Below are 26978 nucleotides of genomic sequence, written 5' to 3'. Positions count from 1 at the left end.
ATTTAATTACCGTAGATTTTGGCAAGTGCAGTATTTATTTCATTTTCGATACAATATCAATGGTTTTGAGCATGAATCGAATGGCCTTTTGAGTTGTTCTAAACTGATTGAAGGTGCCTATGAGATACAGATCCATATCCGGCTGATAGAATAGAAACGAACCCGTAGATCCGAAGTTTCCCCAGATGTTATGTTTAGGTGGCATGAGGAGGGGGATCGTTCGGAATCTGACCAGTCCATATCCGTAGTCTATCCCCATTGCAAACTTGGACCATACTTTCATCTGATGAGTCCTAATAGATGATACCCGGTGTCCGAATAATGTAAGCCCTGTCCCGGCGGGAAGTATGGTTTCAAATTGTCTTTAGACCAGACAATGACCTCCTGAGGAGTCCATAATCGGGAGAGGTACATGCAGTTTGTTCAATAGGTCTTGTTCGATATATAAATGGATGGGGTCGTCATAAGTTAGCTTCTGCTGCTCTACGAATAGAGCGAATAAGACAGAGGTAAAAAGTTTGCTAATGCTGGCGATTAAATAACGCTGCTGACCATTTGCAGACATGCTGCCGGTAAATCCTTCAGCCAGGTTCAGGTGAATCCCAAGTTTTTCTGAATGGACCAGAAAATAGGCATTGTGAATGCGCCGATCTTTATGTACGATTCTCTTAAGCAGGTTCTCAATCTTTGCTGATACCTCGTTCATTCCAGTTCTCCTTTACAACATGTAATGGAATCACTTCGCTCGTCTGCACAATGGTCTGGTTGATTTGTTCAGAAAGTTAAGCGTATTCATAACATATTCAGAAGGAGGCATTTCCTCAATGGACTTGGTTGCTGTCTCCAGACTTAGACCTTTACGAAGAAGAATGGAGTGGATCGTCTTGATTTCCTTCAATTTTTCAGAGGATAGACCTGCCCTTCTAAGACCAACAACATTTAGACCACCGTATCTGATGGGGGTACCGCTAACGAGAGAGAAAGGTACCACATCCTGGTTTACACCACTGCTTCCACCTACCATAGCATTACGTCCGATCTTGCTAAACTGTTGAATGACAGCAGCACCACCAATCACGACATAATCTTCGATTTCAACATGACCTGCGACCAATACTCCGCTGGAAATGATGGTGTGATTGCCAACCAAGCAATCGTGACCGATATGCGCATATGACATAATCAAGTTATGATCACCGATCGTGGTATATGATCCACCTTTTAATGAACCGCGTGATAGAGTGACATACTCACGAATGATGTTATGGTCACCGATCGTTAAATATGTCGGTACCTTATCGGGTGTTATATGCTGCGGGTCTGTGCCAATAGCTGCGCTATGATAGATATGATTATGCTTACCCAGGGTTGTATGACTGTGTATTCGAACATGTGACTCAATCTTGCAGAAGTCGCCAATGACCACATTTTCGTCAATGACAGAGAAGGGGCCGATCTCAACACCAATTCCCAAGACTACACTTTCGTGAAGCACAGCATTTGGATGAATCATATATATACTCCTAATAAATGTATTTTAAATCCTATCAACTATTGTATACGACAATTGTCATTCTGTATCTACATTTTTCGAGATCAGACCCACAGAAATATTCATAGAACAAGACTTAAGTCCAGTTTCAATACTGTCCTACGGTCGGTTTTGGAAATGATGTGTCCCGAATAAAATAATGATATGGTATTTAAATGAGTTGGGGGATTGAAAATGATTCAACAAGATAATATATATGTTCTATTGACCGATACCGGTACGATGTTCACGAGAATGATCAAGAGATATACTTCAGCGCCTTATAATCATGCTTCGCTGGCTCTGGACAAGGGTCTTCGAGAGGTTTACAGCTTTGGGCGAAAGTGTGCTACTAATCCTTGGTCTGCAGGGTTTGTGGAAGAAGATATCTATGAAGGGGTATACCGCTATTTCCCAGAGACTCGATGCGTAGTGCTGCGGTTAAATGTATCTGCTCAGCAACGTATAGAATTGAAACGGTTAATTCAATACTTTAAACGAAATAAAGAAGCGTATAAATACAATCTTATAGGATTACTCTTCCTCACTATGAAAATCAACTTCGCGCCTAAAAACGCCTACTTTTGTTCACAGTTTGTGGCGGAAGCATTAAAAGGGGTAGAACTTGACTTATGGAACAGGCCTTCTGCCTTGATCACACCTAATGATTTCCTCATACATCCGGCATTTGAAACCGTCTATGAAGGGATGCTGTATGATTACCCACAGTTGGGTTCTGCAATGGAGGAGAAGGAATATAAGATAGAGTGTGAAGATTTTCGGGGACAGGCAATATCATACTGATTACAGTAATGGACTGTTCTTCAATGAGAAAAGTTCAGTATGCGAGGAGATTTTTTTGTTCGTTATGATTCGTTCTCTTATGAAAGAAAAAGACAGTTTCAATGGGAGATCACCCAAAGAAACCGTCTTTTGTTTTAGATTGAATGAATTTATGCCAAAGGTGACATTTCCATATTGTTGATAATTTTATTTTACGCTGGTGAAGGGTCCTTCTTATGAATATTTTCTACCGATTCAATGATTCGCGCTCGGGTATCTGTATCCACAGGGTGTCCATAAGCAAGTTCCATAGCCCATAATACAGCACCGGTAGCAGGCGGGACTTGCAAAAGAATATATTTGCATTGATGCTCTGTTAATGTGGCCACATAACTTTTGTACTTCTCGAGCAACAGAGGGCTTTCCGCTTTAACCCAAACGGAGCCCGCCAGCACGATATCAACTTCTATACCGAAATCCAGATTATGCATACAACCTACTGTCGAATGAGCCAGCTGTCTGGCGGTATGATCAATGATATCAAGCGCAGCCTGATCACCATGATCTGCCGCAGAGAACATGATTTGCATCAGCTTGGTATTTGGCAAGGTCCGCTTTAAGACTCCATCCATGGCGTACTCAATAAAGTATTCTTTACCCGGTATTTGGAGCAGGCTCATGACAGGTTCCGTCATTGAGGTCTTCGGTCCCATACGGTAAAAGGAATCGTATACTGTTCGAAGCACCTTTCTTGCTAAGAAATATCCTCCAGCTTCATCACCCGATAACTCACTGCCAACGCCTCCGACCTGCAGGCGGCTGCCGCTTGGAGAAATTCCACCGGTAACCGTGCCTGAGCCATTGATGGAGCATATGCCGAAGCCTTTTTCACTGCCGGCTTTTACGCCTAGAAAAGAGTCATTGTCCATGGCATAATGAGTGAATCCGATTTGTTCTATTACTTTATTTAAATTGTCCTTCTGTGTGGGGACGTCTGCCCCGGCCAAACCAAATGCGCCTGCTGCAATGTGATCCATGGATAAATGATTTCGATTCAGTAACTGCTGAATATTCTCATTCATGATCCGGAATGAACTCATATAAGCGTCAGGGAACTGTTCATGACTGCATGTTCCAGTGTTGATATGATCTACAAAGTTTCCTTGAAGATCAAACAAAAAGTAGTCCGTCTTGCTGTTCCCGCCATCAACGCCAATAATGTATTTTTTGTTCATCACGACATCTTTTCTTTCGTATAAAATTGCGGGAGATATTCCTTATGCGCTTCTTTCAGTTCTTGAAAACAGTTATATGCAGCGTCATAATCACCAACGAGTGGATTCATCAGCAGTGCGCGCATAGCGGCATCTTCGCTGCCGCTCACCGCTGCAGTAACAGTCTCACGCTCATAAGCTTTTACCATTCTCATATAATCGATAATGTGTTCATTGTTGAAATCAGGCACAGGGATCGGTTTCGCGCCATCTTTGCCAATAACCGCACACATTTCAACAGCGTCGGAGTCTTTCATGAAATCCAAAGCACCGTTATTTAGCAGGTTCACGACATGAACCTCTTGCTTATCGTTATAGATGGCATCCACTAAGCTGATCGCTACTTCGGAATAGTTCGCACCTCCACGTGATGATAAAAGTTCTGGTTTACTGTGCAATTCGGAATCGGAATAGATTCCCAGCAGTTCTTCCTCAATCTGCATACATTTCTCGCCTCGTGTAATTTCGCTCTCTTTAAGAAGTTTATATTTCTTCTCCTTGAAGTAGTAATACTCCAGATAGGAAGAAGGGATGGCCCCAACCATCTGGACAAGCTCTTTGCTGAATCCGCTAGAAGGTATGTTTTTCATCGCTTCACTGTTCAGACCCATATCAAGCGCGGATTTCAAATAGTCTGTTCCGTCTTGTTCTATGGCTGTAATCCAGCTTAGATGATTAAGTCCTACATAAGTAAAATTTGGCTGATCCAGCTTTAATGTCTCGTGTATGCTCTTAAACATGTTGAATGGCACATTGCAGAGTCCCAGCATTTTTACATCAGAGTGATTGAGCAGAGCTTCTGTTATTATTCCGGCTGGGTTAGAGAAATTGATTAGCCACGCATCAGGGCACAGCTCTTTCATTCGTTCTGTAATATGAAGCATGACTGGGATCGTGCGCATCGCTTTGAAGAATCCGCCAATACCGCATGTTTCCTGTCCGATCAATCCATATTTCAGAGGAATGGTCTCATCCAGCACTCTGGCCGGCAGTTTGCCAACACGGATCTGTCCAAGCACAAAGTCTGCATCCAGCAGCGCTTCATCCAAGTCCTGTGTCATGATGACCCGGCAAGGAATCTGCTCTGCCTGAATCATTCGTTCACAAAGCTTGCCTACTGTTTCCAGTTTCCTAGCATCAATATCCATAAGTACGAGTTCATCTATCGGTAATATATCTTTACGCTTAATCATACCTTCAATCAGTTCCGGGGTGTACGTGCTGCCTGATCCGATTATTGCAATTTTCAATTTTTTACTCATTTTCTTATTCCACCCTTCGATACATTGTGATTTTGTAAATATGTACTCATTTTTGCTGCTATTATAGCATTGCTTTTGAAAGCGCTGCAATATAAAATAGAATTAAATTTTCAAAATGATATATTTTTCATGAAATAAAATTTCGGGGTTGGGAATTGATAGTTCTATCATGAAGCTGTTATATTGATCTTGTATTTTGTTGTAATTGAGCTTATGATGATATTGATTTTTGATTTGTAAGAGAGTAGAATCAGGTTTTTGTTTTTATAGACTATAGGATGAGTAGGGAAATCATATGTCAATCAACGATAATATTTTGATAAAGATTCGGGATATGAAAGACAGCTTGACACCTGTGGAGAAAATGCTTGCGGAGTATATATTGGAGAATTTAGAGGAAATCCCTCATCTTTCGATTAAGAGCCTTGCCCAACTAACGAAGACAAGTGACGCATCGGTACTGCGGTTTTGTAAAACTATGGGGTACACGGGGTATCGCAGCTTTATCGTGAGCATTTCGGCATCACTAGGTTCAATGGATGAGGAACAGAGGCATCAGTATACTGATATTCAGCCTGGTGATGATCTGACCACAATTATTTCGAATATTTCGCGGAACAACATCAAATCCATTGAAGATACGATGAGTGTTATTAATAAAGACGCGATAGATCGTGCGGTAAAAGTGCTTCGTCAATGTAAGCGTATTGTATTTTTTGGTATCGGCGCTTCTGGTCTGGTCGGAATAGATGCAGAACAGAAGTTTTCCCGTATTAACAAAATGTGCCATGCCTATACGGATGGGCATAGTCAACTTACAGCAGCAACACTGCTTGAAAAAAATGATGTTGCTATCTTTATATCTAATTCCGGGGATACCGTGGATATTCTTGATTCGCTCGATATCGCCAAGAAAACGGGAGCCACAATTATTGCCATAACTAAGTACAATAAGAGTGAATTGGCTGAGAAGGCCAATATTGTACTGAGCATTTCTACTCCAGAGCTAACCATTCGCAGTGGTGCCATGGGATCACGGATCGCTATGCTTACCGTTATTGATATTTTATTTGCCGGTGTAGCAAGTGCCGAATACAGAAATGTAAAGAAATATTTGACTAAGACGCACAATATTATATCGAGTAAGCATCGAAAATAGTCATAAAAGACACCGGTGATTTCAGCAAAAAAGCCGGTGTCTTTTTTTATGAAATATCAAAATAAAAAACCAGTGTTATATTTTATTATAAAATTTTATTTCAGAAACTATTGACCAAAATGAAATTTCTCGTTAAGATGCAATTAAGAAATTCAAATAACTGGGATAGGGGGATGGCCATGGATGAGTATCTGGCGGGATTGACGACAGAAGAGATCAATGAGAAGACTCAGATGATCGATGAATGTACAACGGAACAAATGCTGCGTCTAATGAATGAGCAGGATTCCAAGGTTCCGGACGCCGTAGCAGCAGAAATACCGCAAATTATGAAAGCGGTTGATATTTTACACCGTGTGCTTAAAAATGGCGGTAGAATGTTTTACATAGGGGCTGGAACTTCCGGGAGACTAGGTGTGCTTGATGCTTCGGAATGTCCTCCTACTTTTGGTACTGACCCATTGCTGGTGCAGGGACATATTGCCGGAGGCGATGTGGCACTGAGGCTGGCAGTTGAAGGTTATGAAGACAATGCAGAGGAGGGGATCGCATTAATTGAACGATGCGGCGTAACGGACAGGGATGTTGTCATTGGGATCACAGCGAGTGGAAGTGCACAATTTGTCATTGCCGGCTTGAAGAAGGCAGGAGAGATTGGAGCGGCCACAATCGGTGTAGTCAATAACAAGAATTCAAGGGTTGAGCCCGTATGCGACGTATGTATCGCGCCGGTTGTTGGACCCGAAGTCATCATGGGATCTACCCGATTGAAGGCAGGCACTGCAACAAAGCTGGTTCTCAACATGCTCACAACCTGTACGATGGTAAAGCTTGGGAAGACATACAACAACCTTATGGTTGACCTTAAAGCAAGCAATATCAAATTGTATGACCGCTCAGTTCGTATTATTAAGTCAGCTACGGGGGTAGACGATAAGACAGCTATTAGTTATTTGGAAAGCGCTTCCATGAGCTGTAAATTAGCCATTATGATGATCAAAACCGGTTTAGACGCAGAGAAGGCAGAACAAGCGCTGGATGAAAGCGAAGGCAGTCTGAAAAAAGCATTCGCACAATTACAAAAGTGATGTGAAAAAGATTGTATATTCTTAGGGGAGGTTTGTGAGTAATGAAAAAGAAGATGCGTATATTAGCACCTGTTCTCGCTTTAACCTTAGCATTATCCGCTTGTGGCGGTGGAAGTGGAAGTGGAACTGACAACAAGGATGCGCAAAATCCAGGAACGACGGATGGAGGCACAAAAACCGAAGCTAAAGATACAATCACAGCCCTCCTTCCACCAGTATCTGGTAATTTTCAGGATAGATTCGCACAATTGGAAAAAGACTTTACTGCTATGTATCCAAACCTGACTTTGAAAATCGAGCCTGCCAGTTGGGAAGATATGACTCAGAAGCTCGATACTCAGGTTAACGCAGGCAGCCCACCGGATATCGCATTCATCCCTTCTGGCGGTCTTTCCAAATACGTTGAGCAAGGCATGCTGATGGACATCACGGATACAGCAACCAAGGAAATGATTGAAGACTTTGATGCTGCTCCATTGGAATACATGAAAATGGGCAGCAGTCTTTATGGATTCCCGGGTTACATGGAAGTTCACGCCATTGGCGGTAACAAACAGTTCCTGGAGGAAGCTGGTATCGACTATAAAAAAGTACAAAAAGAAGGATGGACTTACGAAGAATTCCGTGAGCAGATCAAAAAGGGTGTTGTAAAAGAAGGGGATAAGACATCCCGTTACGGCTTCGTATTTGCAACCGCTGGTGTTGCTTCCAGAGACTATCTGACCATTCTGATTAAAAATGCGGGCATGCCGCACGCCTTTGATAAAGACCTGAAGTATGCTTACACGAGCAAGAACTTCCTGGAAGTGCTGAAAGCTATCCGTCAAATGATCGACGACGGTTCCATGCCGAAAGAGCTTAGCTCTGTAGATGCTGGTAAACGTTGGAACATGTTCTTGACAGGTCAAACGATGATTACGGGAAAAGGTCTTGCCACTTTTGAAAATAACGCCAACCAAAACAATGAGAAAATTAAAGCAAATGATGGTAGTGCTGTGTCAGGAAGTATCCCTGTGGAGTATATCGTTCTGCCGGTTCCAACCTTTGCGGGTCAAAAACAATCATCAAGCGTTGCTGTTGACGGTTATGTAACTTTCCGCGGTAAGAATGAGCCTACGCCTGAGCATAAAGCCAATGTCGTAAAAGCGGCTTACTTCCTCGCTGCTGGTGAAGTAGCAGCGACTACGAACAACGACCTGTTTGCAGCACATATCACAAAGAGCGGCAGAGAAGCTGCGAAGGATATGAAAATCGATAGAAACCCGGATAACGTAGCAGCTGTTGAAACATTGCTTACTCAAGCTACACCTGCACGTACTGATATTCCAACCGATATGGGTGCAAAAGGAATCAAATTGGAAGATGAGGTCATTATTCCGAAACTGCAAGCATTAATTGCTGGAGAAATTACGCCTGAACAAATGTACGATGCTGTGAAAGAAGGAGCCGTTAAAGCCTTTGGTGAAGACGGAATTGTAAAAGACTAATAGGTTAAATCGGATAGCCGCTTGTCTAAGTTCATGCGGCTATCCGGTATATGCTTGAACCGAGCAGTGAAAGGAGCTTCGCATGATGACACAACTCGCCAAACCAATCAAAAGACGTCGGATCAAAGGAGACAGCGGCTACGGTTATGCCTTTATCGCTGTTGCACTCGTTGTATTTGCGATGTTTACTGCGTATCCCGTTGTAAGTGCGTTTATAATCAGTTTTCAAAAATACAAACCGCTTGGTTCAGAATACATCGGATTCGAGAATTATATAGCCACATTCTCTGACAGCCTGTTCTGGAAATCAATTTACAACACGGTTTTATATACGGTGCTCACGGTGCCGGTCGGTCTGTTCATATCCTTTTCTGTGGCTATTTTGATTCTTCCGTTAAGAAAAAAAACGCAGAGCATATTCAAGGCTATTTATTATCTTCCGGCCGTAGCGTCCGGTGTAGCTCTTTCCGTTGTATGGCTTTGGATTTTTGATCCGATGCCGTCAGGTATTTTCAACCAGCTGCTCAGTGTGTTCGGGATAAGCAACAGCAACTGGCTGGGATCTAGCTCTACTGCTATGTTCTCTCTCGTATTAATGTCATGGCTGTCCAGTCATGGAACGAGTATTATTATTTATTTGGCTGCATTACTCGGCATTGATGAAAGTTATTATGAAGCCGCAGAACTGGACGGAGCTTCTTTCCTGAAAAAACTGTGGTACATCGTCATTCCGTGTCTGAAACCAACGACTTTATTTTTGCTAGTAACGGGTGTCATCGGTTCCTTCCAGGTATTCCAGAACGCGTATCTGATGACGGGCGGCGGTCCGGATAATGCGACTACGATGGTGGGCTTGCTCATTTTCAATAACGCTTTCAAATATTTTGAATTCGGTAAGGCAGCAGCGCAATCTCTCGTTCTGGCCTTCATTATTGCTTCGATTTCATTCGTTCAATTTAAATTCCTGGGCAAAGAAGTGGAATATTAAGGAGAGGAGGGCACCGATATGGCGTTATACAACAGTCACACAGGTAAACCTGTGCGTAGGAAGACCCGTAATACGGTGATCATGGTAATTCTAGTACTTTTTGCTTTAGCTACGCTGTTTCCAATTTATTTCATGTTTATTTCTTCTTTCGGGGATCCGGTGGAAGCCGGGGCAATGAACTATTCCCTCTTCCCAAGTAAAATATCGCTTGATTCCTATAAATTCTTTTTCGATTATAGTGAACATTCGGTACGTTGGCTGATCAACTCATTGATTGTAGCAACGACAGTAATGGTTTCTAACGTGTTTTTTGCGAGTCTTGCAGGATATGCATTTTCCAAAATCCGGTTTAAGGGTAGAGCTGTTCTGTTCTCCGTCCTGCTGGTTTCGATGATGATTCCTTATCAAGTAACACAGGTGCCTCTTTACATCCTGATTGTAAACACTTTTCAAATTCAGAATACGTATACCGCAATGATCGTTCCCGGACTTGTTACGGTATATAACATATTTCTGGCTAAGCAATTTATGGGAAGTATTCCTTCAGAGGTATTGGAGTGTGCAAAAATTGAAGGATGCAACCAATTTCAGATCTATTTCAAGATCGTTCTGCCATTATCCAAAACGGTGTTGGCCGTTATGGCCATCCTCACATTCATGGACAACTGGAATACATTCTTCTGGCCTTTCCTGGTAACGAACACCATGGATATGCAGACGATTCAGGTAGGACTTAAAAACTTTAGATTCGCGAATACAACGTATTTCGCGCCGATGATGGCGGGTGCCACCATTTCCGCACTTCCTATGTTTATTCTCTTCTTTAGCTTGCAAAAGTACTTCCTGGAGGGTGTAACGGTAGGAGCGGTAAAAGGCTAATCGGAATACATGAATCTAATTTGTCATTACAACAACAACGATGAATACTTGGAGGGCCATTGCTCAAAAGGGCAGAATAGACGCCAATCTTCTTCGTAGTTGCAGCAAGAGGCATACAGTGTCCTGCCTATGCCGAAATCTGCGGCACAACCATTGGCTCATCTTATATAGATTGCATTATTTTATGCTTGCCGATGATTCGACATCTGATCTGCCAATCAACGCTCGTATTGACTTAGGAGCCAAGACGGCTCTAATCTTGCGGAAATAATCTGCCAGATGGTGAGGTGTACATCAACATGTTGGAGTCTTGGAAACATGAATATACTCATGCCGTTATTGATTTATGGAATGTAGAAGCTGTGAAAGATGGTTACAAGGAGCTGACGGAACAAAGCTTCGATCATATTTTTCTGTCTAGTCCATATTTTGATCCTGAGAATACGTTTGTGTGGCTGGAATCCGATCAGGTCAAAGGATTTGCCTGCGGATGCACAGGAGACGATCTGCCGCTTGGAAACGTCGCAGGTTATATCACATGCATCGTGCTGTCAGATGATGTTAAAACAGATGATCATTATAAGCAGATGTTGGGCGCTGTGGAGAACCGATTTAGACAATGTGGCAAGAAGCAGTCGGATGTACTGTTCTTCAACCCGATGATGCTGCCATGGTACATACCGAATACACCGCAGCACGAGCACAATAACGCTCCGGGTGTACCGGTTGATAGTTCGCTGTATGCGTTTCTCGTGCGTCAGGGGTACATAGAGCGTGCCAGAGAATGTGCTATGTATTTGAATTTGGCCGAGTTCACCTTTCCTGAACAAAGTAAGTCCAAGGAAGATAAGGCGGCTGGCCATGGATATCATGTTGAATTGTTTGATCCGCTTAAGCATCACGGGGTGGCTGAAATGCTGTTAGGATTTGATAATCCTTTATGGCAAAAGGAAATCGAGAAGTCTACCTCGGATGGGGTGCCTGTTGTGATTGCTTCGCATCACGGCAAGGTTGTTGGATTTGCGGGACCAGTCATCCGCCAGGATAACGGGCGCGGTTATTTCTCTGGTATCGGCGTTCATCGTGATCATGAAGGACATGGACTGGGTAGTATTTTGTTCTTTAAGTTGTGCGAGGCATTCAAAAATATCGGGACCGATTATATGTCTCTATATACCGGAAGTACAAATCCGGCTATCCGGATATACGAGAAAGCAGGCTTTCAAACCGTCAAACAATTTTCAGTCATGCGAAGGGAGTTTTAACGATGAGTGATCAGAAGATAACGGTGCTCGCGATCGGTGGACATGTTGGTGATGCGGAGCTTACAGCAGGTGGTGTATTGGCGCACCATTCCTTAAAGGGTGATCATATCGTAACGCTAGCTTTGACGGCAGGGGAGCGCGGCGTTCCTGCCGGTCAGGATATGGCGGAATACCGTGAGCAGAAAGTACGAGAAGCGAACGCTTTTGCTGAAATGCTGGGCGGAGAAGCTATCGTATTCGACACGCCTGACGGAGAGCTGAAAGACGATGATGAGAATCGCTGGGCCGTGTGTGACGTCATCCGCAGAGTGCGTCCGAACGTAATTATTACCCACTGGAAGAACAGCATGCATAAAGATCATATGACTACTCATCGAATCGTCAATGACGCCCGCTTTTATGCTGGACTTCCTTCGTTCGAGCGTGAGCTTCCTGCTTTTTTTGCATCCAGATTGTATTATGCGGAGAATTGGGAGGACGCGGTTGACTACAAGCCATATGTATATGTTGACTTTCCCAAGGAAGCTTTTGATCTGTGGGTAAAAGCTGTATCCCAGCACTGGTTCGTTACGGGCAGCAAGTCGTTCCCTTATCTGGAATACTACAAACATTTGGCACGGGTGCGCGGGATTGAAGCGAGACAAGAATACGCGGAAACGTTCATGATTCCGGAAGAAAACAAGCGTGTCCTTAAAAACGAACTTTAGCCATAGCAAAATGACTGTAACAAGGAACTTGTTATGGTCATTTTTTGAAAATAACACATGAGTGGGGGAAGTAGCTATGATCCGAAACGGTATAGATCGTATTCAAGAGGAAGCCCATCTGTTTAAAGGGAAGAGGCTGGGCCTCATTACATCACCTACTGGGCTGAACCAAGACTTTGTATCCACGATACAAATACTGCATGAAAATTATAATCTCGTAGCCATGTTCTCGCCCGAGCATGGTGTACGCGGCGATCAGGACGCAGGGGCCATGGTTGATACATACCTTGATCCGCTTACAGGCGTTCCGGTACACAGCTTATATCGAAAAGACTCTAAGCGTCTTACTCAGGAAATGCTGGATGAAGTAGATATGGTCGTGTATGATATCCAGGATGTTGGTACACGGTATTATACCTTTATTTATACGATGTTGTATGCGCTGGAGGATTGCGCGAAAGTCGGCAAGGAAATTGTCGTCTTAGACCGGATCAACCCGCTGGACGGAGTGACCGTGGAAGGGAATATTTTAAAAGACGGATATCAATCGTTTGTAGGCAATTATCCACTCGCGGTCCGTTATGGCTTGACGGCAGGCGAGATCGCAGTGATGGCGAACGAACAGATGAACTGGAATGGTAAGCTGCATGTGGTGAAGTGTGATGGCTGGGATCGAAACATGCTACTCCCGGATACAGGGCGACCGTGGATCATGCCGTCCATGGGAATTCCCCGGTTCGATTCGGCACTGCTCTATCCGGGAACTTGCTTATTCGAAGGGAGTAATCTGTCGGAAGGAAGAGGAACCACGGCTCCATTTGAAATGATCGGAGCTCCGTTCATAAACGCAGAAAAGCTGGCAGATGAGATGAACGGAAAGCAGCTGCCGGGCGTTATGTTTCGGCCGGTGTATTTCAAACCTACATTTTCCAAGTTTCAGGGTGAGCTGTGTCATGGTGTACAACTTCACATCACGGACAACCGGAGTCTTAAACCATTGGAGACAGGCGTCCAACTGATGTATACGATTAAGCATAACTTCGAAGACTTCTCATTTTTGCCGCCGCTTAAGGAAGGGTCAAGACCTTTTATTGATCTCCTGGGGGGAGACAACATGTATCGCGATGAGTCCGTAGATGTCCCGGCTCTGCTGGAGAAATTCCGTGAGGAAAGCCACAAATTTGAGCAGTCGAAGCAGGAATATCATTTGTATTGAGGTGGGCAAAATTGCTTTAATTGTTTCACTACTGCTTCCCTATTACTAACTAGTGCTTTCACTAAGACAAAGATACGACCTTTTATAGGCTCGTGTCTTTTTTCATGATGTGAAACTTGATTGCAACCTATTCCATTTTATAATCGTTAAACCCTAACTTTGGTAATGAGCCACCTGGGACTTAATCATAATGTGATCGATCGCTGTCATACAACACACACCGTGCGCTGGGAGCTGCACGCGGTGAGAAAAATTTAAGTAGATTTTACGATGAGAAAATGCTAATTTTAAGGAATATAATGGTTTAAATAAATGAATTTCTCAGAACATGATGCTACCACAATTTATATGAAAGAGGGGAAAATACGATGTTAAAACGGCCTTCAGTTGAAGATTATCCTGAATATTATCGAGGTTACGTAGGACTAGTGCCGGAAGGGGATCTTGTATGTATTATTGAAGAGCAGCAGAAGGTCATAGAAGAGCTGATTTCATCGCTCTCTGATATTCAGGCTAACCATCGCTACGCTCCAGGTAAATGGAGCCTGAAAGAAGTATTCGGCCATATGATCGATGCAGAACGGATTATGAGCTATCGGCTACTCCGTATCGCGCGAGGAGACCAAACCCCACTTGCTGGATTTAACGAAGATTTTTTTGTAGAGAACGCAGATTTCTACAAGCGCAGCATGACAGATTTACTTGAAGAATATATGACCGTGAGGCAGTCCACCCTTGCTTTGGTAAGAGGATTACCGGAGGAGTCTTGGGACAGAAAAGGAATTGCGAACGAGAAAGTCACATCTGCAAGCGCTCTGGTTTATATCATAGCAGGACATGAACTGCATCATCTAAACATTATGAAGGATAGGTATTTGGAGTAGTAGCAAATAGACAAAGCAATACAAAAGACACTAGCATCGCGCATCGCGCTAGTGTCTTTTGTGATTCTATCAGTTGATTTTCTTCTCTTGTTGATCATTGACCTGCTCCAAGTGAGATAAATGATTTTTCCCCCACTGCTGCAGCGAATCCAGAATCGGTATGAAACTTCGTCCATATTCCGTAAGAGAATATTCCACTCTTGGTGGTACTTCCGGATATATTTCTCGAAGGATTATATCGTGATTTTCAAGCTCTCTTAAGTGAGATGTCAACATTTTTTGAGTTATTTCAGGGATAAATCGTTTTAACTCATTAAAGCGTACGGATTCGGATTGCGCCAATCGATACAATATCCTCGGCTTCCACTTTCCAGTTACGATATCTATCGTAGAGTAAGCTCCTGTACAAGTGCCATTACTATTATCCAAACTGGCTTACCTCCTTAACGGTATCCTTTTGGATACTATACCACATTATTGTGCGTACTTCTCAGGATTGAATGAATCAATCATAATAATCCTTGTAAGCAACAGGCAACAGAAACAATATATAAAAATGAACCTGAGGAGAGATAAACATGTCTAATTTAAAACTTGCAGTAATCTATTACAGTTCAGGAGGAACTAACTACCAATTGGCACAATGGGCGTCCGAAGGTGCACGCGAAGCTGGCGCAGATACAAAAATATTAAAGGTTCCGGAGCTTGCTCCGCCATCTATCATTGAAAAAAATCCCGATTGGAAAGCCCACGTGGATGCAACTGCGCATATCCCTGAAGTGTCTTTGCATGATGTTGAATGGGCAGATGCAATTATCTTTAGCGTGCCTGCTAGGTTTGGAAATATGCCATCCCAAATGAAACAGTTCCTTGACACAACAGGCGGTCTCTGGTTCCAAGGCAAAACTGCGAACAAAGTGGTAAGTGCTATGTCCTCTGCGCAGAATCCTCACGGTGGACAAGAAGCCACGATCTTATCTCTTTATACGTCGATGTATCATTGGGGAGCAATCGTAGCTGCGCCCGGTTATTCTGATCCATCCGTATTTGCAGCGGGTGGTAACCCGTATGGTACGAGTGTAACCGTTAATAAGGACGGAAATATGGTAGAGGATGTGAAGGAAGCTGTGAAGTTTCAAGCGCGTCGTACGATTGAAGTAGCGAAATGGGTGAAACAAGGCATCAACGGATAATGTTCTTAAGTAAACGGCCCCGCGGTAAATTGGTCCGTGGGGTTATTCTACAATAAAATGAAGCTATCAAATCATTGTTTATTAGGAGTGGTCTTTCGTGCCTGTGAAATCAAAACTTCCAGCATATGTTGCTGCATTTATAAATGCTCTTATTATTGGATTATCTTTTCTGTTTGTTAAAATCGCTCTCGAATCGGCAAATCCTATCGATGCTCTGGCACATCGATTTACAATATCGTTTGTAGTCATCTTGATTCCTGTACTGTTCGGCTTGTTGAAGCTTAATATACGCCTCAAAGACATCGTCAGCATTTTACCTCTTGCGATATTTTATCCGACGCTGTTTTTCGGCCTTCAAGTGTTCGGTCTTGTGAGCAGTTCTTCTTCTGAGGCCGGTATTATTCTAGCATTGTCGCCGATTTTCACAGTACTGTTAGCAGGGTTTTTTCTAAAGGAACATACTAGCGTTTGGCAAAAATACTCTGTTTTACTTTCCGTCACCGGAGTGATTTACATTTTTGTGATGAAAGGTACTTCGCTTGATCTTTCTAATTTTAAAGGTTTGGCGCTTCTGGTTTTGTCCGCCTTATCCATGGCCATTTACAGTGTATTGGCACGTCCGCTGACGAAAAAATTCAAACCGATGGAATTGACGTTTGTTATGCTGATGATCGGTTTCATCGTTTTTAATGGTGTGTCTGTATCCAAGCATGTTTGGAACGGTAGTATGCATGAGTATTTTCAGCCGTTTACATCTTCAGCATTTGTACTGTCCACCTTATATCTTGGGGTACTGTCTTCCCTTGTTACCTCACTGATGTCCAATTTCGCCTTATCACGGATCGAGGCGTCCAAAATGAGTGTTTTCAGCAATCTGTCCACCTTGATCTCGATGTTGGCCGGTATCCTATTTTTACAGGAGGAACTCGGTTACTATCACATTATCGGAGCGGTCATGATTTTAGCAGGGGTGCTGGGGGTTAATTTTTTGGACCCAGCACGCCGCAAGCAGACTGGGGTAACCAAAGCGATACCAAAAGAAAGTTGATCGCAACAACGGGATTAATCATCTGTATGGAGAATTTTTAGATACGACAAATCAATAAAATAATACTTCTTTAATCCCTACCTAGGTAGGGGTTTTTTTTTGAAGTCAACAGAAGAGTACAACAACATGAATCTTGTTACAGAAGCAGATTTTATTTTTGCACAGGAATTGCAGTCGAATAATACTTAAGATTTTCGTAAGAATCGGATAAGAAAAAAGAAAGTTCTGATATATACAATTATGAACAGAGAAGACAATATTCGTTTTTAGAGGAGTGAGTGATTTGAGTTTCAAATTACGCAAAACCACAGTGCAATCCGTTTGGATGATGTGGGAAAAAACTTTTGCGTTTCTTTCCTATTTTCGTGTATCGCATAAGTCGCGTTTTGGTATATGCACCGTGATGCTTAAAAAGCACCGGGGGCAGGCCATTGTATGCCAGGACTCCACTGTCATTAACAAGGGAGAGTGGGTGGGGGAACTCCACCTCGACAATGGAAGTATCCTGAAGTTGATCCAGTCCGAAGGATCGGATCGTGCTGCACTCCAAACGGCTCGCATGCTGCGTAAATCAATGCAGCAAATCAATGAAGCCTTCGAATCGCAGTCCGAGTTCAGAGAGGTCAAGGCTTTACTGGGTATTACACTGCTCCACCGGGGATTAACACACGGTCTTGGTTTTGAACAACAGAATTTAAAGCCCGGCGTCTTTGAACGTATCACCACGATCTATCTTCGATTGTTGCTATCGGCCATGCATCCGGAAGGGAGACAAAGGATCGATCGGCGAACCGAACAACTGGTGCCGATGCTACTAATTCATTCGCGGGCCTCATTGAAGAATCGATTCTCACCTGGACAGAGATTCTCTGCATAAGGTACACGTTTATGGAAGTAAGATGTATGGCATTCTCCATAGAAGCAATACTCATATATTTACTTCACTATCATTATTCTTGTTATTTGGGGAGGAATCATGCTTATATACCTGGTAGGAGGGATACTATGCATCACCACGTTTTACATGTTTATTCCGAGTTTGATTACGCGAATAACTGGCATTGGTGTCTTTCGCAAAGGAACGGTAAAAAAACAGGTGGCCTTCACTTTTGATGACGGACCACATCCACAATATACGCCGAAATTGCTGGATTTATTAAAGCTTCATCAAGTGAAGGCTACCTTTTTCGTGCTTGGATCGAAAGCGGAGCAGTATCCCGAGTTAATTAGAAGAATAGATCGGGAAGGCCATCAGATTGGAATCCACAATTATTGTCATACATCCAATTGGCTGATGCTGCCCAGTACGATTCGGCGTGAACATCTGGACCGCTCAGCCGACATTATAGAGTCTATTGTCGGAACAAGACCCAACTATTACCGTCCACCATGGGGATTAATCAATATATTTGATTTTTTTCGGCGCAAGCAGTATCGAATTGCTCTTTGGTCGGTTATGGGGGGGGACTGGAGAAACCGGTTTTGTCAAACCCGGCTGCAGTCCACACTGTTAGGTGGAATCACCGATGGCTCCGTTGTATTACTTCACGACAGCGGTGATACTGTGGGCGCGGACCAGCATGCACCTTATTTTATGCTGAAAGCTTTAGAAGAAGTGCTAAACCAACTGCAGACAAGAAACCTGCAATTCGTTCGCCTTGATGAAATGTCTTGACGGAAAATACACCCGCTAGTTACATACGCTCTTACAAAACGAATAGAAAAGGCATCCCTTAGATTCATAGACCGGAGGGATGCCTTCTTTTTGTTAAAAATTCATATAAATAAATTGGCTTGTTTCACCTGAGAAAAATAAAATGCCCAATACAACCGCCATAATCGCCAATGCACCCGCAACAGTAATTACACCAAGAAGCATTACGTGGGCAATACGCTTACCAAGCGAAATAATCTCGGGTTGCTCCTGTTCCTTACTGCGTGTTTGTAATTCCAAAGGTCTTCAGCCTTTCATATAGGATTTCGCCGAACATATTGCTACCTTTATCAATAAGATGCGATGGGTCATGATAGTATTTGTGCGGAATAAGATTGGTCTTTTCTTTATTGAATTCTATGAACGGATAGCCACGGGATTCAATTAATTCCTGATAAGCTCCCATAACGGTGTCGTAGTCAGACCAGTTCAGCATTTCATGTTCCGCTATGAGCTGCGTATCTAACGGAGCCGTGAAGAAGAGTGCTTTTTTATTATGTTTATCAAGCAGATCGAGTGTTTTTCCCATCATGAAAAGTCCGAAGCTATTGTTTTTGTCGAAAGGCTTATCCCATTTATATAGGGCTGTAAAGTGTTTAACGATACCTTCCTGTTGATGTGCTTTCAGCTTATCATAAGGGCTAAACAAAGGGGTATATGTAGGTTTAATCCCCTTTTTCTGGTCACGTATCTCTTGAATCTCTCGGCGTATTTTCTCCGTGGACGTACGCGTCTTGAAAAAATGATAGCTGAGAACATCCCGATCGTGATATAGCGTCCAATTATTTAATACGCCAGTTGTCATCGAGTCATGAATAGAGCTTGGTACAGATTGTTTGTCTTTCCTCGAAAATCCATCCAGCCAACCCCGTGGGATATTTTGATCCAGCTTGCTCAAGAGTGCAGGATATACCGTAACTCCCGGATCGTTATCTGTGACGGATAATATACCGTAATTAATTTCATATATTACATAATCTATTTCGTCCACCATGGATGCGATAATAGCGTACGTTTCTACAAGACGTCCACCAGACAATCCAAGATTAAGAACGCGCTTGTCATTGAGGTGAACTTGTAAAATACCGGAGGGTGTATTCCAGCCATCTTTTACTGTCGTTCCAAAGACGGTGGAAGAACCGAACATGCCAATGTCCGGTTTGCCGTTGTCCGGCTGTTTCTTCAAATATTCAATCCATATCGGTGTATACACGATGGAGTCAAAAGCAGGTACCCGAAGGTTTTTCTCTGCATGTGCAGCAACGTCTTGCTGTACTTTTTCGACGACCGTATCTGCCCACATCGTAACTCCGATCAACCCCATTACAGCTAATAACACCATGAATACAATCAGTTTTTTTATTGGAAGCTTGCGCATCATCTTTCATTCCTCACTCTCTGAGCCTCATCTCAGACCAAACAGTCTTAACATTAGATTCCAACCATCAGCAACTGGCAGAACAAAGAATACCCGACTCAAAGTTACTCCTAAAAAAGTAATTCCTATTGCCAGCAGCGTTGTACCGGGCTTCAGCCAATTGGGTACAGGTTTCAACTTGGTCTTTACTTGCTTCAAATAAAACCGATGAATACACAGCATTAGGCCATGAAACATGCCCCATACGACAAAGTTCCATGCGGCACCATGCCACAAGCCTGACACAGCCATCGTACACATCAGGTTTACATATACACGCGGCGCAGGAACACGACTGCCACCCAAAGGGAAATATATATACCGGGTCAACCAGGAACCGAGCGAGATATGCCAACGGTTCCAGAACTCTGCGATACTGCGTGCCAGATAAGGAAAGCGAAAGTTCTCGGGCACGACAATGCCGAATAAACGTGCAGTACCTATTGCGATGTCCGAATATCCGGAGAAATCAAAATAGATGACAAAAGTGTAAGCTACGAGCGAAATCCAAAGAGTCTCTATATCTGCGCCAGCAATACCTGCCTGAGAGTAGACAGGCTGTGCTAACAGATCAATGGTCCCAGCAAGTACCAGCTTCTTAAAGAGGCCGATCCCGATGCGTGTAACCCCAATTAGAAGATGATCGAGTTGAAAACGTGCTGTCAATTGGGGATAAAAGCCTTGAAATTGTTTGATCGGACCTGCTACCATCGTCGGAAAGAAAAAGAGAAACGAGAAAAAACTTACTGGCTTGTGCTCAGGAAGGTTTCCACGTTTTCTTTCAACTAGATAGTGAATTAACTCAAAGGTAAAATAGGATATACCAAGCGGCAGAACAATTTGTTCTGCTTTTGGTAAGAAGGGTTTGTGTAAAAATCCTAATAGATCATTGAGGGTCATCACAAGCATATTGCTGTACTTAAAGTATCCGAGAACGAGAATGACTCCGATAATAGCTGCCGGATAAATCCAGCGGTTGGTTCGTTTAATAGCTGCCTGGATAAGCACGAAGGCAATAATAGCTTCCAAGAGCAGCAATACAACATAAGAACCAGCATAATAATAGTAGAACGTGATACCCGCCGTAACAAGCACTAAGGGCCTGAAACGGTGTGGGATTACGTGATATGTGGCAACAGCCACAAAAACAAATAGCCAATAAAACCAATCAGTGTACATCATAATATTGCTTCCACCATCCGAACCTAGTACTCTATAATTTCTGCAAACCAATTAATAATATCATGAAATGAAAAAAAGGAATATATGTAAAATCATTGTGGAGTTCCAAAATCCAGCAATGGAGATCCGAACATAATCTACTTGCAAGATTATACATCTAACTGAGAGATAGTGCCAATCCAGAACATAGATACATTATATGGAAACGGGTATCGTATAACGACTTTTCATACTGAAGATTGATGTTAATAAAAAAACGGACCACCGGAAGCGATTCCCCAGCGGTCCCCTAACACTCTATTTAATTCGTTTACCAAGTAGTATAAGCAGCCAGATGAATCCGGCACCCAGAATGGCATGACCCAGTCCAGCGATGTGTGGCAAAAAGCTGATGTCTTGTTCTTTCATTTGTAGCATTCCCCGGGAAGTCATGGCCCCGATCGTTATAAGCAACCCGATGTTATATACGATGTACCAGGCACCGAAGGATTTCGCTTCATGAATTTGAAACAGCTTGCCAAGGATCAATACGATTAAAAAGAAAAAGAATCCTAATATTAGAATATGGGTATGAAGTGCGACTAATACCGTAGAGCCGGAGAAATCACTATGTTTCGTAATCTCACGATAAAAAACACCAGCAATCAAACCAAGTACAGCGTAGAAAAAGGAAGTGTAATATAGCTTCTTCATGATCATGCTCCTTCAACAATTATCGTATTTAATGAAAGTGTATCATGCTAATAAGAACGCAATATGAACGAAATGTTACAAAAGTGAATAATTTCACGAAATCCTTCTCCATATGAAGACAAAAAATTTGATATCAGATATATAGAGTTGTTCTTTAGCTTCACTATTTGTCATATCTAGGCTTGAATTGATTTTGTATTCAGGGAATTGGAACTATATACAATTAATTCACATTTTTTATAATATATAAATCACATCCAATTTAAAGTGAAAAAGGAGAATGCTTGTGTCTAAATGGAATTATCCGTTACCTAGCAAGCTGCTACATCGAACCGTCTGTTTATCGCTTGGGGCTGTTTTACTGGCCATGCCAGTAACAGTCGCTGCAGCAGAAAGCAAAAGTATAGCCGCAAGTGATCAGAAAGCTTCAATTAGTGTGGATATTCCACCCATCGAAAGGAGTTATGAGGGGAGTACACTCGTTGTTGGTGAAAACCGTTATCTTACTCTCAAGGAAATTGAGAGTGAATGGGACAGTATTGATCCTGACTATGAGCCAGACCAAGCCGTAGATGCGGTCAAAGCGTTGTTACCTCAGAAAGAGTACGAGGATTTATTTCCGAATAGGCTAGGCTCTCCAGAGTGGCATAAAGTAGCCAAAGGTAAGGAGTATTTTAAAGAAGATCAGTTGGATTACTTTTCATATGACAATCTGATCGATGCCGTAACTGAAGTCTCGAATATTAAATTGAAGATCAGTACTCGAAAAGGTACCACCAGTGTTCAGGAAATTCATAGATTTGACAAGGATGCAAGAATAGAGACGTTAATATCTCGTTCGTCCGATTTTAACTCGGTAGAAAATAGGAAGAAGGAAATTGAAACCGTTATCATCGATTTTGGTACTTTCTTAAAGGAAGGTTTCAAGAAAGATCGTAAGAGTGAACTTGCCGCATTTCTGGCGAATCTTGCACATGAGACCGGTGGTGGTTGGGCAACTGCACCTGGCGGAGAATTGAAGTGGGGGTTGTTCTGGAATGAAAATATTGCAGGCCGGACAGGTGTTAATATGGACCCCTTCGTTGATCCGGCAAGCAGTGACCTATATCCAGGTGTGAAAGATAAGCGTTATTATGGGCGCGGACCCATTATGCTTAGCTGGAACTTCAACTATGGATTATTTAGTTCTATCATTTATGGGGACAAAAACGTACTTCTGAGCAAGCCGGAAATTGTGGCAGCAGACGGGAAGGTCGGCTTTATGACCGCTATTTTATTCTGGATGACGCCACAAGCACCAAAGCCATCGGCCCACGACGTAATTATAAATAAATGGAAGCCCTCAAAATTAGATTTTGCCAAAGGTCTTGGACAACCAGGTTTCGGCATTACCATTATGGTTCTGAATGGCTTGGAAGCAAATATGGGGGAGACGGAAGGCAGCCCTGTCAAACGACGTGCGGGGCACTATCGCGACATTACAAGCCGAATGGGTGTAGATATAACGAGTGAGAAAATAGATACGTTAGGCATGAAGCCATTTTAAAATGAATAATCACTTACTATTTAGCGGATGATAATAAAGTTAAAGTTTGTTTTTTTGATTGTGTGTTCATTATAATGTTACACTATGATTCAGGCGTATACTTCAAATTTGTTTATATTGAATTAAGAGGAGTGAAGACATGTCGGTTGATGTTTATTTGAACTTTAATGGTAACTGTCGCGAAGCTGTCGAGTTTTATGCACAAGCGTTTAATACGGAGAAACCTAACATGATGACCTTTGGAGAGGCGCCACCTAACCCGGAGTATCCCCTGCCAGAGGAAGCTAAAGATTTAATTATGCACACACGGCTTAACATTAGTGGAAGCAACGTCATGTTTTCAGATGTTTTTCCCGGAATGCCATTTGTTGAAGGGAACAACGTAACACTTGCCGTGGTAACCAATAACAAGGAAGAGATTGATTCTGCATTTCATATACTGAAAGAAGGCGGCACGATAGAGATGGAGCTCCAAGAAACATTTTGGAGTAAATACTATGGCAGTCTGAAAGATAAATTTGGGATCCATTGGCAATTCAATTTAGCGCTTGAGGATTGTGGATAAATAATACAATAACTTTTGGAATGATGGAAGATTCAAAAACCTTGCTGCTTAACGCTTAACGCTGCAAGGTTTTTTTGTGGTTTAGCTTTAAGAGTATTCAATGATATACGATGTTACTTCTTTAATTTTTGCATTTTTGGCAGCACTGCTGAAAGTATAAACCTGACAAAAGGCATATCTTTTGTTCATATCCGTGATAAAAGTTCCGCTAACAGCGCCGTCTCTACCATGCGTAATGAGTTTCTTCATGTGTAGTTCTTTTATTTTACGATTGTTCATGTGACGGAGCGTCTCAGTAAGATGAGCTTTCCCTTGAATAACTTGATCACCGACAACGTTCCAGATCACATGATCCGCAATATTTTCAATAATAAAGCCTATATTGTTAGTAGCTAAAGCTATGATGAATTCCTTAAGAAACAACTTTTTAGGTGCGTTTCCGCAATCTTCTACGCAAGTAATGGTTAGGTCTCCATACTCGGGTTTTGTAATGTCCATCATTGCCCACCTTTGCTTTAAATGATGATAATTTAAAATATTCAGTATAGCACAAAGCATGTGACAAGACTTATTTTGATATTATTTGAACAAAATTTCCTATTATATTCATCAAAGTAACTGCTCTGCCAAATCAATTAACATCTTCATCCCGGTGCTTAGCTTTTGTTCATTGATATACGAATAGCTTAAGCGAATCCATGATGTTGCTTCTTTGGATGGATCACAGATTGTGCCGGGAACAAATGATATGGACTGTTCGAGGCTCTTGGCAAGGAGCATATCCATAGCAATAGAATCGGGCAATTGAACCCACAAGTTAAGTCCCCCCGTTGGGCTGTCCCATGTCCAGTTAGTACGGGAGAGTTCTTTCTCCATAATCGATTTGCGAATGTTTAATGCGGTTTGAAGCTTCATAATATGCTGCTGCAGTCGCTTCGACTTGAAGTAGTGCAGGAACATTTTCTGATTGAGCAGAGGGGTACCATTGTCCGCCAGTGACTTGACTGTAAAGAGATGTTTCATCAATGAAGGTCGACAACAGACAGCGGCAATCCGGAGTCCGGGCGCAACGTATTTGCTAAAGCTGCGAATATAGACGACATAGCCTTCTGTACTATACGCAAATAGAGGAGGCGGAGGCTTCTGATCAAAATAAATTTCTCGAAACGGGTCATCCTCTACGAGAAAACAGTGGTACCGCTCGGCAAGCTCCACTAGCTGCTTCCGTTGCTCCGTCGGTACGACGTAGCCGGTCGGATTGTGGAAGGTTGGATTGAGATAGAACAAACGTGGCTTGTACTGCTTCATATACAATTCGACCTGTTCCAAGTCATAGCCATATGGATGGATATCGACAGGAATAATCTGTGCGCCTTGTTGACGGAAAATATCGATCGCGGCGCTATAGGTTGGCCGCTCCAGCAGAACGGTATCCATAGGTTGCACTAGCATCCGTGCCAATAAATCGATAGCTTGTTGGGAACCTGAAGTGATCAAGATGTCATCTTGAGATAGGTGAAGTCTATGCTTATTGGTGAAAAAAAGGGCAAGAGACTCTCGAAGCTCTTCATCTCCCTGAATCGTCGAGTACGTGCTGAGTACCGTAGGATATAGATCAAAGATCTCTTTCACGTATTCGGAGAAGTAGCGATTTGGCATGAGATAGGGGTCAATCAACGCATAGGAAAATTGATAGGCAGCAGGCACTCGATGTATTTCCGACAGATGACTTTTCTGCACGTAAGAGGACACGATTGGATAATCCAAATCATCGAAGGGCATAGATATGCCTGGATGAACATAGTAGCCGGATTTATCTTTTACGTAGATTTTCTTCTCATCCTTAAGTTGTTGATAGGCTTTGAATACAGTCAAGCGGTTGACATTCAGCTCTTCTGCAAGCACGCGTACAGAGGGGAGCTTATCATGTTCTGTCCACTCTGCGCGCTGAATTCGATTCCAGATGTAGTCGTACACTTGCTTGAACAGCGGCTTGCCATGTGATCGGGATAAGCCAGTTGGATCCATAGCCGGATGCCTCCTTTTTAACCTTTCATATCTGTTCTGTTCCGAATAAACTGTTCTATTCTCGTCTCATTATAATGGTGACAAGGAGGCGTTACAATGGTTCTAGTTAATTATGTAATAATGTGCATCGTGTTTGGAACGACTTTCTTGGCGATTAAGGTAGGGGTTGATGCGGGGGCACCTCCTTTTTTCTCGGCAGGAGTTCGATTTGTTCTTGCAGGTCTGCTGATTTTGATGTGGATGACCTGGAAGAAAAGAGCGAGCTTTTCTTTGCTACTGCATAAAGAGATGTGGCTCACAGGTCTTGGCCTCACATTCGGTACGTTTTCGATGTTGTACTGGGCGGAGCAATACGTAAGCTCAGGGACAGCCGCGATTCTTTCGGCGACCGCACCGATCATCATTATTATGTTGCAGGCGGTCGTCTATCACGAGCGGGTAGCGGGCAAAAAGATACTTGGCTGCTTGATCGGCTTGGCGGGTGTGATTGTATTAGTGTTGCCGCAGCTCTCCATAAAGTCTGGTTTGTTTTGGTTACTAGGGTGTATGGCAATTCTGATCGGACAATTATTTTATTCGGGCGGAGCTTTGTATTCCAAACAAGTCATACGCCGCTTTGCCAACACTTCACCCATTGCTTTAAATGCGGCTCAGATGTTATGCGGAGGCGTCATGCTGCTTATACTGTCTTTATTTACGGAGCGTGTTCACATAGAGTCGATGCTCGCGCCTGAAGTTGCCTTTTCCCTCCTGTACTTAATCGTGATAGGTTCGATGGTGGGTCATACTATTTTTTATTGGCTCGTAGCCAAAACGAATCCACTGTTCCCCTCTACTTGGCTCTATATCTCTCCAATGATTGCGATGATAATAGGAAACATTCTGTATAACGAAGCCGTATCTTGGTTCATGGCAGCCGGAGCTGTGGCTACGATTATAGGGATTATTTTCGTAAATACGGGATCACTCGGCTCAAAAGTGAAGGTTGTGAAAATAAATGATGACCTGGCACGTCTGGGAGGAAAGCAAGGAATGGGTGCGGATTAACCGATGGGTAAATATGTTAATA

Annotated in this window: 29 protein-coding genes; 17 read left to right on the top strand and 12 right to left on the bottom strand. The window is 42.9% G+C overall.

The features are described 5' to 3' along the window. Positions 1–34 precede the first annotated feature (34 nt). The 3 genes from B9N86_RS30420 to lpxA all read right to left on the bottom strand — a co-directional run bounded on the left by B9N86_RS30420 (position 35) and on the right by lpxA (position 1513). Positions 35–283 carry a hypothetical protein gene (locus B9N86_RS30420; RefSeq protein WP_244562742.1) on the bottom strand — a complete coding sequence of 83 codons (249 nt, stop codon included), beginning with the start codon at positions 281–283 and terminating at the stop codon, positions 35–37. Between the two features lie 81 nt (positions 284–364). Next, entirely contained in the window at positions 365–706 is a 342-nt protein-coding gene (locus B9N86_RS30415; RefSeq protein WP_244562741.1) for a beta-lactamase family protein, read from the bottom strand. A gap of 30 nt (positions 707–736) precedes the next feature. Beyond that, the gene (gene lpxA, locus B9N86_RS17355; RefSeq protein ID WP_208914405.1) at positions 737–1513 is read right to left on the bottom strand and encodes an acyl-ACP--UDP-N-acetylglucosamine O-acyltransferase; all 777 of its coding nucleotides are present in this window, start codon (positions 1511–1513) and stop codon (positions 737–739) included. Positions 1514–1726: 213 nt separating this feature from the next. Between lpxA and B9N86_RS17350 the strand changes: the two genes are divergently transcribed. Next, positions 1727–2335, top strand: a complete 609-nt coding sequence (locus tag B9N86_RS17350) for a C40 family peptidase (RefSeq protein WP_244562740.1) — start codon at positions 1727–1729, stop codon at positions 2333–2335. A gap of 191 nt (positions 2336–2526) precedes the next feature. On the opposite strand, the gene B9N86_RS17345 is transcribed toward B9N86_RS17350, so the two are convergent. Then, entirely contained in the window at positions 2527–3549 is a 1023-nt protein-coding gene (locus B9N86_RS17345; RefSeq protein WP_208920471.1) for an N-acetylglucosamine kinase, read from the bottom strand. Continuing rightward, the gene (locus B9N86_RS17340) at positions 3549–4850 is read right to left on the bottom strand and encodes a 6-phospho-beta-glucosidase (protein ID WP_208914404.1); all 1302 of its coding nucleotides are present in this window, start codon (positions 4848–4850) and stop codon (positions 3549–3551) included. Before B9N86_RS17340 ends, B9N86_RS17345 begins: the two co-directional genes overlap by 1 nt. Before the next feature lie 295 nt (positions 4851–5145). On the opposite strand from B9N86_RS17340, the gene B9N86_RS17335 reads away from it, so the two are divergent. The 9 genes from B9N86_RS17335 (at position 5146) to B9N86_RS17295 (ending at position 14523) form a co-directional block, all read left to right on the top strand. After that, positions 5146–6009 (top strand): MurR/RpiR family transcriptional regulator, encoded by an 864-nt coding sequence (locus B9N86_RS17335; protein ID WP_208914403.1) that lies wholly within the window; start codon positions 5146–5148, stop codon positions 6007–6009. Between the two features lie 179 nt (positions 6010–6188). Next, positions 6189–7097, top strand: coding sequence for an N-acetylmuramic acid 6-phosphate etherase (gene murQ / locus B9N86_RS17330; protein WP_208914402.1), 909 nt, complete (start codon positions 6189–6191; stop codon positions 7095–7097). A gap of 41 nt (positions 7098–7138) precedes the next feature. Next, positions 7139–8584 carry an ABC transporter substrate-binding protein gene (locus tag B9N86_RS17325; protein WP_208914401.1) on the top strand — a complete coding sequence of 482 codons (1446 nt, stop codon included), beginning with the start codon at positions 7139–7141 and terminating at the stop codon, positions 8582–8584. An 85-nt stretch (positions 8585–8669) separates the two neighbouring features. Continuing rightward, positions 8670–9572 carry a carbohydrate ABC transporter permease gene (locus B9N86_RS17320; protein ID WP_208920469.1) on the top strand — a complete coding sequence of 301 codons (903 nt, stop codon included), beginning with the start codon at positions 8670–8672 and terminating at the stop codon, positions 9570–9572. Positions 9573–9590: 18 nt separating this feature from the next. Beyond that, positions 9591–10451 carry a carbohydrate ABC transporter permease gene (locus tag B9N86_RS17315; protein WP_208914400.1) on the top strand — a complete coding sequence of 287 codons (861 nt, stop codon included), beginning with the start codon at positions 9591–9593 and terminating at the stop codon, positions 10449–10451. A gap of 299 nt (positions 10452–10750) precedes the next feature. Further along, on the top strand, positions 10751–11716 hold the full coding sequence (locus B9N86_RS17310) for a GNAT family N-acetyltransferase (protein ID WP_208914399.1): 966 nt from the start codon (positions 10751–10753) through the stop codon (positions 11714–11716). A 2-nt stretch (positions 11717–11718) separates the two neighbouring features. Further along, positions 11719–12423, top strand: a complete 705-nt coding sequence (locus B9N86_RS17305) for a PIG-L deacetylase family protein (RefSeq protein ID WP_208914398.1) — start codon at positions 11719–11721, stop codon at positions 12421–12423. A gap of 76 nt (positions 12424–12499) precedes the next feature. Further along, a complete protein-coding gene (locus B9N86_RS17300; RefSeq protein WP_208914397.1) occupies positions 12500–13639 on the top strand; it encodes an exo-beta-N-acetylmuramidase NamZ family protein in 1140 nt (379 codons plus the stop codon). 368 nt (positions 13640–14007) lie between these two features. After that, positions 14008–14523, top strand: coding sequence for a DinB family protein (locus tag B9N86_RS17295; protein ID WP_208914396.1), 516 nt, complete (start codon positions 14008–14010; stop codon positions 14521–14523). A 69-nt stretch (positions 14524–14592) separates the two neighbouring features. On the opposite strand, the gene B9N86_RS17290 is transcribed toward B9N86_RS17295, so the two are convergent. Next, positions 14593–14952 carry a winged helix-turn-helix transcriptional regulator gene (locus B9N86_RS17290; RefSeq protein ID WP_208914395.1) on the bottom strand — a complete coding sequence of 120 codons (360 nt, stop codon included), beginning with the start codon at positions 14950–14952 and terminating at the stop codon, positions 14593–14595. Between the two features lie 149 nt (positions 14953–15101). On the opposite strand from B9N86_RS17290, the gene wrbA reads away from it, so the two are divergent. From wrbA to B9N86_RS17270, 4 genes are all read left to right on the top strand, one after another. Then, complete coding sequence (gene wrbA / locus B9N86_RS17285; RefSeq protein WP_208914394.1) at positions 15102–15716, top strand: NAD(P)H:quinone oxidoreductase; 615 nt, start codon at positions 15102–15104, stop codon at positions 15714–15716. Between the two features lie 103 nt (positions 15717–15819). Then, positions 15820–16764, top strand: coding sequence for a DMT family transporter (locus tag B9N86_RS17280; protein ID WP_208920467.1), 945 nt, complete (start codon positions 15820–15822; stop codon positions 16762–16764). Between the two features lie 274 nt (positions 16765–17038). After that, positions 17039–17641: a YkoP family protein gene (locus tag B9N86_RS17275; RefSeq protein ID WP_425298551.1), complete on the top strand. Its 603-nt coding sequence runs from the start codon at positions 17039–17041 to the stop codon at positions 17639–17641. A 99-nt stretch (positions 17642–17740) separates the two neighbouring features. Beyond that, positions 17741–18439 (top strand): polysaccharide deacetylase family protein, encoded by a 699-nt coding sequence (locus tag B9N86_RS17270; RefSeq protein WP_208914393.1) that lies wholly within the window; start codon positions 17741–17743, stop codon positions 18437–18439. A gap of 93 nt (positions 18440–18532) precedes the next feature. Here B9N86_RS17270 and B9N86_RS17265 read toward each other — a convergent pair whose 3' ends face one another. The 4 genes from B9N86_RS17265 to B9N86_RS17250 all read right to left on the bottom strand — a co-directional run bounded on the left by B9N86_RS17265 (position 18533) and on the right by B9N86_RS17250 (position 21770). After that, a complete protein-coding gene (locus B9N86_RS17265) occupies positions 18533–18718 on the bottom strand; it encodes a hypothetical protein (RefSeq protein ID WP_208914392.1) in 186 nt (61 codons plus the stop codon). Further along, positions 18696–19859 (bottom strand): hypothetical protein, encoded by a 1164-nt coding sequence (locus B9N86_RS17260; protein WP_244562739.1) that lies wholly within the window; start codon positions 19857–19859, stop codon positions 18696–18698. The genes B9N86_RS17265 and B9N86_RS17260 overlap by 23 nt, the downstream gene beginning before the upstream one ends. 24 nt (positions 19860–19883) lie before the next feature. After that, entirely contained in the window at positions 19884–21077 is a 1194-nt protein-coding gene (locus B9N86_RS17255; protein WP_208914391.1) for an MBOAT family O-acyltransferase, read from the bottom strand. A 297-nt stretch (positions 21078–21374) separates the two neighbouring features. Beyond that, positions 21375–21770, bottom strand: coding sequence for a DUF2871 domain-containing protein (locus B9N86_RS17250; protein ID WP_208914390.1), 396 nt, complete (start codon positions 21768–21770; stop codon positions 21375–21377). 286 nt (positions 21771–22056) lie between these two features. Here B9N86_RS17250 and B9N86_RS17245 point away from each other — a divergent pair, with 286 nt between their 5' ends. Together B9N86_RS17245 and B9N86_RS17240 are read left to right on the top strand one after the other, a co-directional pair. After that, positions 22057–23316, top strand: coding sequence for a chitinase (locus B9N86_RS17245; protein ID WP_208914389.1), 1260 nt, complete (start codon positions 22057–22059; stop codon positions 23314–23316). Positions 23317–23455: 139 nt separating this feature from the next. Further along, positions 23456–23881: a VOC family protein gene (locus B9N86_RS17240; RefSeq protein ID WP_208914388.1), complete on the top strand. Its 426-nt coding sequence runs from the start codon at positions 23456–23458 to the stop codon at positions 23879–23881. An 87-nt stretch (positions 23882–23968) separates the two neighbouring features. Here the strand turns inward: B9N86_RS17240 and B9N86_RS17235 are convergent, their stop codons facing one another. Both B9N86_RS17235 and B9N86_RS17230 read right to left on the bottom strand, forming a co-directional pair. Continuing rightward, positions 23969–24382, bottom strand: coding sequence for a nuclear transport factor 2 family protein (locus B9N86_RS17235; protein WP_208914387.1), 414 nt, complete (start codon positions 24380–24382; stop codon positions 23969–23971). Between the two features lie 108 nt (positions 24383–24490). Then, entirely contained in the window at positions 24491–25909 is a 1419-nt protein-coding gene (locus B9N86_RS17230) for an aminotransferase-like domain-containing protein (RefSeq protein ID WP_208914386.1), read from the bottom strand. 96 nt (positions 25910–26005) lie between these two features. On the opposite strand from B9N86_RS17230, the gene B9N86_RS17225 reads away from it, so the two are divergent. Next, positions 26006–26956, top strand: coding sequence for a DMT family transporter (locus B9N86_RS17225; RefSeq protein ID WP_208914385.1), 951 nt, complete (start codon positions 26006–26008; stop codon positions 26954–26956). Positions 26957–26978 lie beyond the last annotated feature (22 nt).

The sequence above is a fragment of the Paenibacillus uliginis N3/975 genome (assembly GCF_900177425.1).
GTDB lineage: Bacteria > Bacillota > Bacilli > Paenibacillales > Paenibacillaceae > Paenibacillus_AQ > Paenibacillus_AQ uliginis.
This window is presented reverse-complemented; position numbering and strand designations above follow the sequence as displayed.